This window comes from Azospirillum aestuarii (genome assembly GCF_016632405.1).
Lineage (GTDB): Bacteria > Pseudomonadota > Alphaproteobacteria > Azospirillales > Azospirillaceae > Azospirillum > Azospirillum aestuarii.
In genome coordinates, this window is sequence record NZ_JAEPIV010000058.1 from 1 (window position 1) to 12,658 (window position 12,658).

At 67.2% G+C, this 12,658-nt stretch carries 12 protein-coding genes; 9 read left to right on the forward strand and 3 right to left on the reverse strand.

Annotated elements, in window-relative coordinates; all coding sequences use genetic code 11:
- The first annotated feature begins 118 nt into the window (after positions 1 to 118).
- Both JJL56_RS31810 and JJL56_RS31815 read left to right on the forward strand, forming a co-directional pair.
- The gene (locus tag JJL56_RS31810; RefSeq protein ID WP_200487787.1) at positions 119 to 826 is read left to right on the forward strand and encodes a phage portal protein family protein; all 708 of its coding nucleotides are present in this window, start codon (positions 119 to 121) and stop codon (positions 824 to 826) included.
- Complete coding sequence (locus tag JJL56_RS31815) at positions 711 to 2,240, forward strand: phage portal protein family protein (protein ID WP_200487788.1); 1,530 nt, start codon at positions 711 to 713, stop codon at positions 2,238 to 2,240. Before JJL56_RS31810 ends, JJL56_RS31815 begins: the two co-directional genes overlap by 116 nt.
- Positions 2,241 to 2,565: 325 nt before the next feature.
- Here JJL56_RS31815 and JJL56_RS31820 read toward each other — a convergent pair whose 3' ends face one another.
- Positions 2,566 to 2,844: a helix-turn-helix domain-containing protein gene (locus tag JJL56_RS31820; protein ID WP_200487789.1), complete on the reverse strand. Its 279-nt coding sequence runs from the start codon at positions 2,842 to 2,844 to the stop codon at positions 2,566 to 2,568.
- A 1,495-nt stretch (positions 2,845 to 4,339) separates the two neighbouring features.
- On the opposite strand from JJL56_RS31820, the gene JJL56_RS31825 reads away from it, so the two are divergent.
- Positions 4,340 to 5,431, forward strand: a complete 1,092-nt coding sequence (locus tag JJL56_RS31825) for a structural protein (RefSeq protein ID WP_200487790.1) — start codon at positions 4,340 to 4,342, stop codon at positions 5,429 to 5,431.
- Between the two features lie 16 nt (positions 5,432 to 5,447).
- Here the strand turns inward: JJL56_RS31825 and JJL56_RS31830 are convergent, their stop codons facing one another.
- Both JJL56_RS31830 and JJL56_RS31835 read right to left on the reverse strand, forming a co-directional pair.
- Positions 5,448 to 5,942: a class I SAM-dependent methyltransferase gene (locus JJL56_RS31830; protein ID WP_200487791.1), complete on the reverse strand. Its 495-nt coding sequence runs from the start codon at positions 5,940 to 5,942 to the stop codon at positions 5,448 to 5,450.
- Between the two features lie 163 nt (positions 5,943 to 6,105).
- Positions 6,106 to 6,264 (reverse strand): hypothetical protein, encoded by a 159-nt coding sequence (locus tag JJL56_RS31835; protein ID WP_200487792.1) that lies wholly within the window; start codon positions 6,262 to 6,264, stop codon positions 6,106 to 6,108.
- Positions 6,265 to 6,424: 160 nt separating this feature from the next.
- Between JJL56_RS31835 and JJL56_RS31840 the strand changes: the two genes are divergently transcribed.
- The 6 genes from JJL56_RS31840 to JJL56_RS31865 form a co-directional block, all read left to right on the forward strand.
- The gene (locus JJL56_RS31840) at positions 6,425 to 7,564 is read left to right on the forward strand and encodes a hypothetical protein (protein ID WP_200487793.1); all 1,140 of its coding nucleotides are present in this window, start codon (positions 6,425 to 6,427) and stop codon (positions 7,562 to 7,564) included.
- A gap of 398 nt (positions 7,565 to 7,962) precedes the next feature.
- Positions 7,963 to 8,484: a DnaT-like ssDNA-binding protein gene (locus JJL56_RS31845; protein WP_200487794.1), complete on the forward strand. Its 522-nt coding sequence runs from the start codon at positions 7,963 to 7,965 to the stop codon at positions 8,482 to 8,484.
- A 13-nt stretch (positions 8,485 to 8,497) separates the two neighbouring features.
- Positions 8,498 to 10,012, forward strand: a complete 1,515-nt coding sequence (locus JJL56_RS31850; RefSeq protein WP_200487795.1) for an XkdF-like putative serine protease domain-containing protein — start codon at positions 8,498 to 8,500, stop codon at positions 10,010 to 10,012.
- Between the two features lie 103 nt (positions 10,013 to 10,115).
- Positions 10,116 to 11,579 (forward strand): hypothetical protein, encoded by a 1,464-nt coding sequence (locus JJL56_RS31855; protein WP_200487796.1) that lies wholly within the window; start codon positions 10,116 to 10,118, stop codon positions 11,577 to 11,579.
- Position 11,580: 1 nt separating this feature from the next.
- Positions 11,581 to 11,955 (forward strand): capsid cement protein, encoded by a 375-nt coding sequence (locus tag JJL56_RS31860; RefSeq protein ID WP_200487797.1) that lies wholly within the window; start codon positions 11,581 to 11,583, stop codon positions 11,953 to 11,955.
- A 91-nt stretch (positions 11,956 to 12,046) separates the two neighbouring features.
- The coding region (locus tag JJL56_RS31865; RefSeq protein WP_200487798.1) for a hypothetical protein at positions 12,047 to 12,658 on the forward strand (612 nt) is incomplete at its 3' end.

Consider the following 12,658-nt stretch of genomic DNA (forward strand, 5'->3'; position numbering starts at 1 on the left):
ATCTCCCGGTTCGCCGCTCTCCAACGATCCGTCGCGTAGCCCCCGGAATTCGCCAACAGTGTCCGTTACTACCCAGCCCCCTCGTAACCCACCCACCTGCACCAGATAGAGCCTGCCGATGTCCGATGACCAGATCACCAAGGCCGCGGGCTCGAACGCGGGAAGCGCATCCGGCCAGAGCCTGCTGACCGAGGTTGGCCGCGGTGGTCTCCGCCACTGGGGCGGTTACATCTACGACGATGAGGACCCGCAGCTCCGTGGCCTCCAGGCCATCCGGAAATACCGGGAGATGACCAAGGACCCGACCATCGCGGCGATGCTGTTCGCGCTGACGGCGCTGTTCCGGTCGGTGTCCTGGCGCATCGAGTCGAGCGGCGATACGCCGGCGCACCGCGAGGCGCGCGACTTCGTGGACGGGGTGCTGTTCGAGGACATGGAGCACACCTGGGAGGACTTCGTAGCGGACTCCGTGACGATGTTCCCCTACGGCTTCGCCCCCTTCGAGATGGTCTATCGGAAGCGCACCGGGACGCCGAAGGGCGCCGACCCGCTGGCCGGCAGCCAGTACGCCGACGGCAAGATCGGGCTGCGGAAGATCGCGCTTCGCTCCCAGGACACCGTGCAGCGGTGGTGGTTCGATCAGGAATCCGACGACCTGCTGGGCCTCTACCAGCTCGACCCGGTGCCGGGGCCGGGAGGTGCCGATCCCCATGGAGCGCCTGGTGCTGATCCGCACCACCGCGAACCGCGGCAACCCCGAAGGCAAGTCGATCCTGGAGCCAGCGGTGCGGCCCTACACCGCGCTGCGCATGTTCGAAAACGCTGATGCCTCCGTCGCGGTGCGGGCCGGCGGCATCGTGACGCTGGAAATCCCGGTCGGCGACTACAACGACAAGGGCACGCGGGCATCCTGGGAGCAGCTTGCCAAGGAGATGGCGGACGACCGCGCCGGCTTCATCCTCCTGCCGACGATCATCGACAAGGAAGGCAAGAAGGTCGACGCCTACAAGGTCGGCTACACCGTTGCGGATGGCCGTCGCAGCGGCGACTTCTCCCCCATTATCGGGCGGAAGAAGCAGGAGATGGCGTCGGTGGCGCTGGCGGATTTCATCCTCCTCGGCCACAACAACAAGGGCGCGCTGAACCTCTCCACCGACAAGACGGACCTGTTCCACGAAGCGGTGATGAGCTATCTCCGCGGCATCGCGGCGCCGGTCAACAGGGTGGTGATTCCGAGGCTCTGGGCGGTCAACGGCCTGCCGCGCGACACCATGCCGAAGGCGGTGCCGGGCGACCTCGACAAGGCGAACCTGCAGGTGCTCGGCGCCTTCCTGACGGCCATGACCAGCGCCGGGATGGTAATGGACGATGCGCTGGAGGATGCCCTGCGGGCGGCGGCAAACCTGCCGCTGAAGCCGAAGGAACTGGAAGGGCAGGGGGACGAGGGCGGCTCGGCGGCCAGTCGGCCCGGGAAGGGCACGGTGCCAGCGCAGAGGCCGAAGAAGCCCGCCGATGCCCCGGCCGATGACGACGGGTTGGTTGATGCGGCACCGGACGCTCCCACAGGCGGTAAGGCGCCGCGGTCCGCCGGCACCAGGGCGGCCGTCAGCAAGGCGGCGCCGGAGGATATCGCCGCCCTCGCCGCGCTGGGGCCCGACGATCCGGTCTACCGCGAGGCGCTGGCGGTGCTGGCCGGTGGCGAGATCCCGGATGGGGTCGAGAAGGCGGAAGGGGGCCTGCCCGGCGCCGGGCAAAGCCCTTTTGATACAGGCGAGCGGGTCGCCAAGCATAATCCCTACCACGACGCCCGTGGCCGGTTTACCTTCGGGCCGGAATCCGGAAGTGGTAGCGGCGGTGGCAGCTTGAAGGACTTTCTCGAATCTGAAGGCTCAGGCATCGTGGTCGTTGCCCGGCTGCCAGTCGATATTCAAACGCACTTCGGAGCAAAGACCACCCGCGTCTTTCTGTCATCGTCGACTCGCGACACCCATGGGCATCACAATTGGACGGCGGAAGATTTCGCCAACCTCCAGGAAGTGCTTGATCGAGGCGAGGTCAGAGCAGACCGCGAGCACCATGTTATCGTCGCCCACCTCAATGATAAGTGGTGGTATGCCGCTCTCAAGGTAACCAAGGATCAGAAGGAAGTTTATTTGCAATCGTTCCGGCGAATGCGTCCTGCCGACCTCCCACGGTTCTACCAACGTGGAGAGATGATAAGGAAGCCGGTAGGAAAGTGAGAGACGCCGGCCTGGGAGCCAACACATCCCAGCGGCCCCGAAGGGTTCCCGGCATGGCCAAATTCTCGCCGGCGTCTGATAGAAATATAACCTCATTCCGGCTTCGGTTCAAGCCGGGCAGGGGCGAGCAGCGGCGGCTGGGGAGGGAAACACGCCCCACGGACCCGAAGGCTACCCGGCATCCCTTACACTACGCCGCCACCTCGACGATACTAACTCGCCGCGAGCACTGCCTCAAGGAGCCGATCCAGAGGGGGGTGACGCTGTTGGCCATCTTCGGAGCAGCCGAAGGTTTTCCCGCACGATCATTCGGAAATCCCGAAGGTCACGCCGCCTTGCTGACCCGCTCCACGGTGGCGTCGATCATAGCCCGGATCGCCAGCAGCTCCGCGAACAGGTCCAGATAGGCGATGGCGTAGGCCGGCACCAAGACCGCGCCGGTCGCCCAGGAGGACACGGTGGACGGCTGGACGCCCAGCGCCGCGGCCAGCTTCGCTTGGGAGAGGCCGGACACCTTCAGCTTGCGGCGGAACTCCACAGTGGCACGGCGCCGGGCATCAGCATCGCGATCGCGCTTCGGACGGGTGGCGGGCATCTTTGGCATGGGAGGATGGTATTCGGTTCCTCCGAAGGCCGGCACGGCGAAACCTTCGGGAAATCGGAATTCCTGCCGGTGCGTTTCGGTGCGCCGGGAAATCGAATTCGGCGCGGCGGGCAGGTTGATGAAGCCACTATCCAGGGATAGGGTTCCGGTGCTGCGGCGGCGCAAGCCGGTGACTCGATAGGGCGGTGATCCGGACCCGCCCAGGCCCCGAGCCGGCCCGTAGCGTAGGTTTCGCCCTTTGGGCTGACGGTCGTTGGATCGCTATAGGCTGGCAGGCGCCGCTGGCCTTGTGTGTGCCAACCGAGGGGTGGAGCGTCCTCGACAAAACGCACCGGTCATTCGCCAGCTTCGGCCCATCAGCCGCAGCCGGTGCGCAATCCGGGACGCCGCTCTCCCGGTCCCTGCCGACGGTCAGGGCCAGCACCGTAGACGCCCGGCAACGGGCATACCGGCGAAGCCTCCTGCCGAAGCTGGAGCCGTGGATCGCAGCCGACGTCACCGGCGCCGAAATGGCGAAGCTGCGCCGCTCCGGGAAGCTGCGCCGCTCCGGGAGCGCCTGGAGATGGAGAGGAGACGCCGGGGTCGCGCCCCGGACGCGATTTGCCCGAACGGGCTCAGAGTTCGACGCGGGCGGGACGGACGAGGCTTTGGCCGGTGCGCCGCTGGTGGCTGAGGGAGACGGATCGCGGCGCCGTCGATCACCTCGGCAGCAGCGGTCATCCCGGATGGATGGCGAGCGGTCCGGCCCGCGTCGATCAGGTTGCGGTGTGGTGGTGCAGCGGTATCGCCGAAGGCCAAGGCGACGTAACGCCCAACAGGGGACCAGCGGCCAGCGGTGCAGTGTGGCGGGAGCGAAACCGATCCTCCGGACGGACCCGTGATCGAACACGCCCCACCGCATTCAATTCGCCCTTCGGGGCACAGAGTTCCGGCGCGCATAGGCATTGCCGCGGGGATAACCAAAGGTCACCGACAGGGTGGCTCGCCGGAAACAGGCGCAAATCGTGTGTAGGATTTACTACGGTAAGGCTCTCCTAATTAAGGCTCTCCTAATAATGAATGCGGGCCTGCCCCGTCATGGAACGGCGACGAGGCGCGGACGGGAGCAATTGTCCCTCTTCAGTCCGCGCGGGAACCGGGTGGCGAGCGCGGTCTTGGACCGCCATCTGGACCAGTCGAGGCGCCGCTGCTGAACCGAACTGTGACGGGGCAGGCCTGGCTTTCCTTCCCAGCGTAGGAACGGCGACGACGCCAAAACAGCCGAAACCGGCCCTAACGACCCACTAGATGTAGCGTAGGAATGGGGGTGTCGCGGTGACCTTGCGGGAAGCCGTTGGAAAACCTCTCTCCAGTATTTTTCATAATAGGACTTATGGGATTTTAACCGGACTCTTCTCCGATGCGCTCCTGACCAAAGTCTCCATCCCGAGTCCTCCTGCTATCCAACGAGTGGGCGTCCATCCAGGGCGTCCTGCCGCTTTCCAGGAACCTGCCGATGCCGCTCCCCCAAAGCTACCTGGAGGACATCGCCTCGCGCCTGGAGCCGGGCATGCGCGAGGCGTTCTTGAAGGCGGTGCGCGCGCTTCGCGCCCAGGCTGACCCGGCCCGCATCGCGGCGCTGCTGGAGAACGGCGACGTCGACGGGGTGCTCGACGCGATCGGGCTGAACGATCCGGCCTGGCTGAACAGCTTCCGCGCCGCCATGGCAGAGGGCTTCGTTGCCGGTGGTCAGGAGACCCACGCCGGGGTTCGCGACCTCATCATCGACGCCATCTCCCAGGACATCCTGCCGCCCGGCTCCGATGCCCGGCTGCTGGCCACCTTCGGCATCCGGAACCTGCCGGCTGAGAAGGCCCTCCGCGACTACGACATGGGGCTGATCCGGGAGATCAACGACAACACCCGCGATGGGGTGCGGACGTTCCTCGAGGATGGGATGGAGGCCGGGCACAACCCGGTGCAATCCGCCCTCGACCTCTGCGGCCGCATCGGGGAGAGCGGGGAGCGGGAAGGCGGCATCCTCGGCCTGACCGAAACCCAGGCCCGCAGCGTCCAGCGGGCGCGGGACGAGTTGGCGTCCACCGACGCCACCACCCTGCGCCGCTGCCTCGGCCGTGAACTGCGTGACCGCCGGTACGACGCCGCGGTGCTGCGCGCCATCCGGTCGGGCGAACCGATTCCGGAAGCGATCCAGGAGAAGGCAGGCACCGCCTACAGTAACCGGTATCTGCGCTACCGGGCCGAGGTGGTGAGCCGCACCGAAAGCCTGCGCAGCGCCAGCGTCGGCCAGCACGCCGCCCTGCTGAACGCCGTGGCGACGGGCGCCCTGCCCTACGACAGCATCCGCCGGTTCTGGATGGACACCAACGATGAGCGGACCCGGCTCTGGCACAAGGAAATCCCGGACCTGAACCCGGATGGTGTCGGTTTGAAAGAACCCTTCGTGACACCGCTCGGCCCGCTGCTCTACCCGCGGGACCCAGAGGGGGAAGCGGAGAACATCATCCAGTGCCGGTGCTGGTGCCAAATCCGCATCACGTCGGGGAACCGGTGGCTGGACATGCTGGACTTTCCGGTCCCCGGCTGACCCAGCGATTAGACCTTCAGGTTGGCGCCGGCACCTTTTCCAACCGCGCCAGCAGGTGCGGGCCGTGCATCTCCTGCCCCACGATGCGGAAGGCTCCCCGGTAGCCGTAAGCCGCCGCCCAGCGGAACGTGTCGTCAAAGTATTTGTGGAAAGTCTCAAAGGTGATGACGTTGACGTGGGTCGGGTCCTGCCAAGCCTCGGGGTGCGGGAACGCGGGCGTTTGCGAGAAGAAGACCCCACCCGGCTTCAGCACCCGATAAATTTCGTTCATTAGCTCGACAAAGCTGTACCGCCGGCCCGGCGCGTAGACCACGCGCGGGATGTGCTCGATGACATCATAGGCCGTCACGTAGTCGAAATACTCATCAGGGAAGGGAATCGGCTCAATCGCAAGGTCGGCGATTTTGATGTGGTTCGTTACAACGCCGGCAAGGTCCACTCCGAACAGTTCGTCGGCGGCAAAGGGATTCTTTGGGTGCGCCCCGCACCCAAGGTCAAGGCTTCGCGTCATGGCTGGGCAGCCTCCAGGTGGTATTCCCGGTTGAAATGACAGGAATCCGGTCGCCCGTCCACCTTCCACCAGCCGGGGGCTTCTCCTATGGGGGTAGCGACATGAAAGTGATCAGATTATCCGGTGGGCAGGACGTAACCGGCATCGGCTCGCGCCGCTCCAATCAACGGGGCGGCGTCTTCCCTTTCCCCGCCACCATCATCCCGATCCGCAGCAGCTCCGCCACCCGGTAGAGCGCCTCACCGCCCGCCTGAAGCGCGGTGCGGCCGCGCTGGTTCCCACACCGGGCGGCGTCGGCGGATAGCTCGTCCGCGAGCCGCACCAGGCGCCCGTGCGCGTCATCGTCAGAGAGCGGGGTGTCGGTGGCATCGTCCGTAGCACGGCGCCTTCTCGGCGCCACGTCCAATCCGGCCTACCGATTTTCGACACCGCCGCGGTTCGGCGGCCCTGCCCTTCCCCTCACCGACATGAGGCTTTCAGCCATGACCGACACGCCCACCGCGGCGCGGACGCTTCCGCGCGTCTTCACCATCACCGGCCCCACCGGCACGCATGCCCTGTCCTCCACCCTGATCCACATCTGCAACGGTCTGGTGCATGACGGCGCGAACCCGGCGTTCATCCTCGACCACGCTGAAATGTCCAATGCGATTCAGCGGCTCGGCCTGCTGGTGTCGGACCGCGTCACGTTCCTCGCCGGATACGCGACCGAAGACATGCTGGCCGAAACCGAACTCACCTTCGACGCGCTGCTGATCGGCAACGCCGAGCGCCTGACCGCGGACCAGTTCGATGCCCTGCTGTCCTGGGCGACCGAGCGCGGCGCCTCCCGCGTCTTCGCTGTCAACCCTCCGGCGGTGCGCACCGGGGAGCCCACCTATGGCGACACGATTCATGACCTGCTGGGCCTGCTCGACCCCGCCGACCCGGAGCGCTACGCCGCGGTGATGCGGGAGATCGGCGCCGTCGCGCTGAAGGCCGCTGGCGAGCCGGAAGTGCAGACCGTCTCCCTGAAGCTGGATTTCGATCCCCGGAGCATGCTGCACGCCGTCGCGAAGAGCCTGTTCGGTGACGACGTGCCGGCGCCGGGCGAGGACGTGACCATCGAGGAGATGAGCGAGGCCATCGCCTTCCATCTGCGGCTGAAGGCCATGCAGATTCCGGCGGATCTGGCTGCGGGTCTCGTCACCGAACCGCTGACCGGTCTGGATGGTAAACCGGTGGAGGTGAAGCCGCTCAGCTTCTGGACCGCGCTGCGCCCAGCGCGCATCGAGGGCGCCCACCTGGACGCCACAGTAGCGGGGCTCGAACAGGGCTGGACGACCGGCGGAACGGCGGCGCTGGCGGGCGGACCGGATGCGGAGGTCACCATCCGCCGCACCGGCGCCAGCTACACCGCCGATACCGGCCCGGCGTCGGACGATACCTGCGTCGGCCTGACCGCAACCACGCTGGACAGAGCTTTTGACTTCGCCCGCGAGTACCTGACCGTCGGCACGGTGTCAGGGGATGCCCCGATCCCGGTTTACGGGGTGGGTAGCCCGGACCCGGTGGGCTACGTCGCCCGCTATGACGACGTGGTGCTCCACCGGGAACCGAACGGTGTGGTCACCGCCGTTTAGGGCACGCGGTAAGGGACCTCTGCCAGCCATGCAGGCTCCAGAATTCCTACCGAGCCGTCATCATCGTCTCTGCCGGAAACGGGCGTCACGTTGACGAGTGCCTCATCAAGCCAAGGCGAGACGGGTATCGGATCGGCAATGCCCTTGCCGCTTGCCAGCTTGGTCCCCCTCGCAGCAACCCGCCGGGCCTGGTCCTCGTTCTGTGCGCGGACCCGCATTGCCTCCCTATAGCACCTGGCATTCCACTCGGGAGCATTGGGGTTGTTGGGGGTAAGGATGAAAGTGTCCATCGTCTTGACCTCAGGAAAGCCGGGCCTTTCGCCGGCCAAATGAGACTGCTCTGAAATGCGTCCGAGTTTTATGCACAGTGCCTCGAACTGCCCAGAAGGGTGATTCCCATGCCACTGATCGTTGAAGATGGCACCCTCCCCACTGGCGCCAACGCCGCCGTGTCGGTGGCGGATGTGGACCAGTTCGCCGCGGACAACCCACTGACGGAGGGTGTGGCGGCGTGGCTTCTCGCCGCCACGGGCACGAAGGAGGCCGGCATCCGCACGGCGACCCGGTATCTCGCCGGTCTGCCTTTCAAGGGCGCGGCGCGGGGGCGTCTTCCGTTTCCCCGCACCGGCTGTTCGGAGACCGGTGGCCCAACCATCGGCGATTCCGAGATCCCGTGGCGGTACCAGGAAGCCGCCTGCATGCTGGCGCTGAAGGCGCTGGCCGGTCCCCTGCTGGAGGATAGCGACACCGGCATCCGCTCCGTGAAGGCCGGGCCGGTGTCCGTGGAGTTCGAGCCGGGCCAGACCTTGACCACCAGCTACACGGAGGCGGAGGCGCTGCTCGCGCCGCTGCTGCGCGCCGCCAACACGCTCGACGCTGCGCCGATTTTCGTCCCCTCCACCAAGCCCACCGCCGTCTGAGGGAACCCGCTGCATGCCCGCTCCGCTCTCCTTCCTTGATGCCCTGAAGGCGCAGGCGGAAGGCTCCGCTGCGCCGGCGAGCGCCTCGACCGCCGCCCCGCTTTCCTTCGGCAAGGCCCTCGCGCAAGCCGTCGAGAAGGGCCACTTCCGCCACGCCGACGGCAAGTTCCGCGTCGGCACCCCCGTCGCGCTGGCGGACCTGGAGGACATCGCCGCCGATGTGCCGGACGATGACGCCGGGCTGCTCGATGCCATCGCGAAGCTCCAGGCCGGCGAGGTGCCGCCCCCGATCGACATCGCTGTGGACCCGGACGGCAACCGAGTGCTGGTTCGCGGTAAGAAGCGGCTGGCCGCGGCGCGCAAGACCGGGCAGGCATCGATTCCGGTGCGGTTCACCCAGGTGAAGGAGGTATTCGGGAAGGCCACCGCCGGCGCCGCATCGGTCACCCCCGCCCCGCCCCGCACGCTCCAACCCATCGACGACAAGACCAGCTATCCGCCTTTCCCTTACGACCAGACGGTGTTCGCCCGCCTCCGCCCCGATCAGGTGCCGCGCTTCCTCGGCGTGCTGACCGACCGGGAGCGCTGGCCGCTCCAGACGGTGAAGCTGGACCAGCTCCTGGCGATGCAAAACCGGGTCGACACGGGCAAGGTGATGGCGAAGGTCGAGAACGGCGGCGGCGGACACGAGCCCATCGTCGTCATGCTGGAGCCCGGCCGGCTGCACATCGCGGACGGGCACCACGACCTCGCCGCCGCGTGGTTGCGCGGGGAGGATGAGAAGGCGGTTCGCTTCGCCGACCTGACGCCGATCACCAACGTGCTGAAGGCGGACATGCCGGTGGCGCCTGGCGCGCTGGTCCGGGTGAAGGAGGAGCACCGGGCCGACAACTGGTTCTTGGAACAGGTCGGTGATGCGCTGGGCGAAGTCATCGCTTCGTGGATCGTCCAAGAGGGCGAGAACACCGGCAAGGTCGCGCTGGCTGTCGAGTGGCTGACGCCGGGCATCTGCGGCATGTACCGGGGCCTGGACGCGGCGAAGGTGGACGTGGTGACCACGCCTACGTTGGACGACGGCGTGTCGAAGGGCACCAGCCCCGACCGGTTCACCCTCTCCGCCAATATCTGCAAGGTCGACGACGACCAGCGCCTCGTCTTCGGCTGGTTCAGCATCGTGGAGATCGATGGCCAGCCGGTCACCGACCGGGAGGGCGACCGCATCGCGCCGAACGAGCTGGAGCCCGCTGCCTATGGGCACGTCCTGAACGCCCGCGTCGCCTCCGACACCCACGTCCTGATCGGCGTCGGCAAGCTTGTGGAGTCCTGCGTCTTCACCGTGGAGAAGCAGCAGGCGATGGTGGCCAGCCTGATCGCCATGGGAATCCCCGCCGTGATGGACCTCCACTGCGTCGGCTGGTGGGGCGGCTACTACATCACCGACGACAAGGTGTGGGCCGAGATCAAAGCCGGGAACTACGTCTCGTTCAGCATCGGCGGCACCGGCACCAGGACGCCCGCCGCAGGCTGATCCGCTCCACATCGCCGCTCCATCAACAGGCCGCCGGGCTCTCCGCCCGAGCGGCCTTTCTGCGTTCCGCCTCCCCTGCCCTTTCACCCAATGAGGCCAGCCCATGCCGGACAAGCCTGTTGCCGACCTCTCGAACATGACCATCGGCGAAGTCGCTGTCTGTCGGCGCGGGATGAACCCCGGCGCCACGGTCGCCCTCCACAAGGCGGACACCGGCGCCGGTCCGCCCTCCCCTTCCCCATCCACCACCAGCGAGGCCAACCCCATGAGCACCCCCGCCCCAGGTGGGGCGTCGCCCGGCAGCACGGGCGATCCCGTCAACAAGGCCGGCACGCCGCCCGCCTTCACCACCTGCCCCGACTGCACCACCAACGACGCCTGCACCAAGTCCGGGTCCTGCGCGTCCCAGAAGCCGCCCGTCGCGAAGGCTGCGCCGCTCGCCATCCCCCAGACCGTGCCCGCCGCCGATCCGCTGGCGAAGTCGGTCACCGACATCATGGCCGACCTGTTCAAGGGCGTCGCCAATCCGCCGGTCGGGCTCTATGCCGGCATCGCCAAGGCCGTCGCGGACGCCAAGTCCATCGGCGCCACGGAGGTCAAGAAGGCTACCGACGCCTTCGCCGCCGGCACCGCCGCCCTGGCGAAGTCCGATGAAGACGACGCCAAGACCTTCGGTCAGGTGCTGCCCGCCGAACTCGCTATGCAGGACTGGTGGCGTTTCAACGACGCCCTCTACACCGCCCTGCGCTCCATCCTCGAATCGTCCGAGCCCGACGACACGAAGCTCCAGATGGTCGTGACCAGCCTGGAGGAGTTCAAGAACGCCATCGCCCGGCGCATGGCCGCCGCCATCGCCGCCGCGAACGCCGCCACCAACGCCCTGCTGAAGACGGGCCCGGCCGGCGGCGCAGCGCCCGCCCTGAACCCCACCTCCTCCGACGTCAACAAGGGAGACCCCGCCGTGAGCGGCAACAACACCCCGAACCTGTCCGATACGCTCGCTAAGGCCGCGACCGTTGAGGACGTCATCAAGGCCCTGCCGGAAGGCGCGGCCAAGATCATCACCGACGCCATCGCCAAGGGCGCGGCCCCGGCGGAGGACCCCATCGCCAAGGCCATCGCGGGCGACCCCATCCTGAAGGCGCGCTTCGAGGCGCTGGAGAAGGCCGCGGCGGACGCCACCGCCCTCGCCAAGGCCGAGAAGGACGCCCGCGAACACACCGCCCGCGTCGCCAAGGCTGGCACCGACTTCGGCAACCTGCCCGTCTCCGCCGTGGAAATGGCCGGCGTCCTGAAGGCCATGGAGACCATGGACGAACCGGTGCGCAAGACGCTGGAGGCCATGCTGAAGGCCGGCAACGAGGCCGTGGGCAAGAACGTGCTGTCCGGCGAGATCGGCAAGTCCGGCGGCGGCGGGGCCGCGGCGGGCACTGCGCTGGCGAAGGCGAAGGCCAAGGCCGCTGAGCTGAAGAAAGCCGACCCGTCCCTCACCGATGCCGCGGCGCTGGAAAAGGCGTTCGACGCCGATTCGGCGCTTCAGGCCGAATACCTGAAGGAGATGAAGTAACATGGCCGCAACCCAGATCCTGGACCTGGAGGCGTTCCCCGCCGGGGCCGACCTCTCCACCAAGCAGTTCCACGCCGTGAAGATCAACGGCTCCGGCGCGCTCGTGACGGCCGGCGACGGCGAGGACATCCTGGGCATCCTGGAGGACAAGCCGAAGTCGGGCGAACAGGGCACCGTCTCTCTCGCCGGTCGCCCGAAGGCCAAGCTGGGCGGCAATGTCGCCCCCGGCGCACTGCTGGCCGTGAATGCGAACGCCCAGCTCATCACGGCCGCTGCCGGCAAGCGCATCGTCGCCCGCGCCATGGAGAGCGGCGCGGACGGCGAGATCATCCAGGTCCAGCTCATCAACGCGGGCGCCATCGTCCCGACGCCGTAACCGCCACTCCAACCTGCATCACCAGCCACCGCGGCCCGCCCTCACCGGCGGGCTTCTTTTTTTGCCACCGCCGTAAGGAGGGCGGGCCACAATGCCGAATCCCACTCCGCGTGATCTTCACGTCGATGCCGTGCTGACCAACATGTCCGTGGGCTACGTCCAGTCACAGGACAAGTTTTTCGCCGACAAGCTGTTCCCCACCGTCCAGGTGATGAAGCAGACCGACCTCTACACGGTCTGGCCGAAGGGCGCGTTCTTCCGCGATCAGGTCAAGGCCCGCCCGCTCGGCGGCGCTGTGCCCATCGTTGGCTTCGACACCGGAACGGCGAGCTATGTGTGCACCGAGTACGGCCTCGGCACCATGATCGACGACCGCACCCGCGCCAACGCCGACAAGCCCTTCAACCCCGACAAGGCCAGCATGCGCCTGCTGGTCGGTCAGCACCTCATCAAGCGCGACCGCATCGCCGCCACCACCTACCTGAAGACCGGTGTCTGGGGTACCGATGTCGCTGGCGTTAACTCCGGGCCGAGCGCCAGTCAGTTCCTGCGGTTCGACCAGTCCGGACACTGTTGGCGAATTCCACGGTGTGCCGTCACGGTACGAGAGCGGCGGCTGTTGAAGCGACATCCTCACAGCAGAGGGCCGCTCATGTCGCTCAAACCGCAGAGCATTCCGCCGGTGCCCGACCAGACCGCGGCC

What these genes read in the sequence shown, in the direction of transcription:
- JJL56_RS31845 (WP_200487794.1), top strand. Translation starts at nt 7,963, where the DNA reads ATGCCACTGATCGTTGAAGATGGCACCCTCCCCACTGGCGCCAACGCC.
- JJL56_RS31820 (WP_200487789.1), bottom strand. Translation starts at nt 2,844, where the DNA reads ATGCCAAAGATGCCCGCCACCCGTCCGAAGCGCGATCGCGATGCTGAT.
- JJL56_RS31850 (WP_200487795.1), top strand. Translation starts at nt 8,498, where the DNA reads ATGCCCGCTCCGCTCTCCTTCCTTGATGCCCTGAAGGCGCAGGCGGAA.
- JJL56_RS31815 (WP_200487788.1), top strand. Translation starts at nt 711, where the DNA reads ATGGAGCGCCTGGTGCTGATCCGCACCACCGCGAACCGCGGCAACCCC.
- JJL56_RS31830 (WP_200487791.1), bottom strand. Translation starts at nt 5,942, where the DNA reads ATGACGCGAAGCCTTGACCTTGGGTGCGGGGCGCACCCAAAGAATCCC.
- JJL56_RS31855 (WP_200487796.1), top strand. Translation starts at nt 10,116, where the DNA reads ATGCCGGACAAGCCTGTTGCCGACCTCTCGAACATGACCATCGGCGAA.
- JJL56_RS31825 (WP_200487790.1), top strand. Translation starts at nt 4,340, where the DNA reads ATGCCGCTCCCCCAAAGCTACCTGGAGGACATCGCCTCGCGCCTGGAG.
- JJL56_RS31840 (WP_200487793.1), top strand. Translation starts at nt 6,425, where the DNA reads ATGACCGACACGCCCACCGCGGCGCGGACGCTTCCGCGCGTCTTCACC.
- JJL56_RS31860 (WP_200487797.1), top strand. Translation starts at nt 11,581, where the DNA reads ATGGCCGCAACCCAGATCCTGGACCTGGAGGCGTTCCCCGCCGGGGCC.
- JJL56_RS31810 (WP_200487787.1), top strand. Translation starts at nt 119, where the DNA reads ATGTCCGATGACCAGATCACCAAGGCCGCGGGCTCGAACGCGGGAAGC.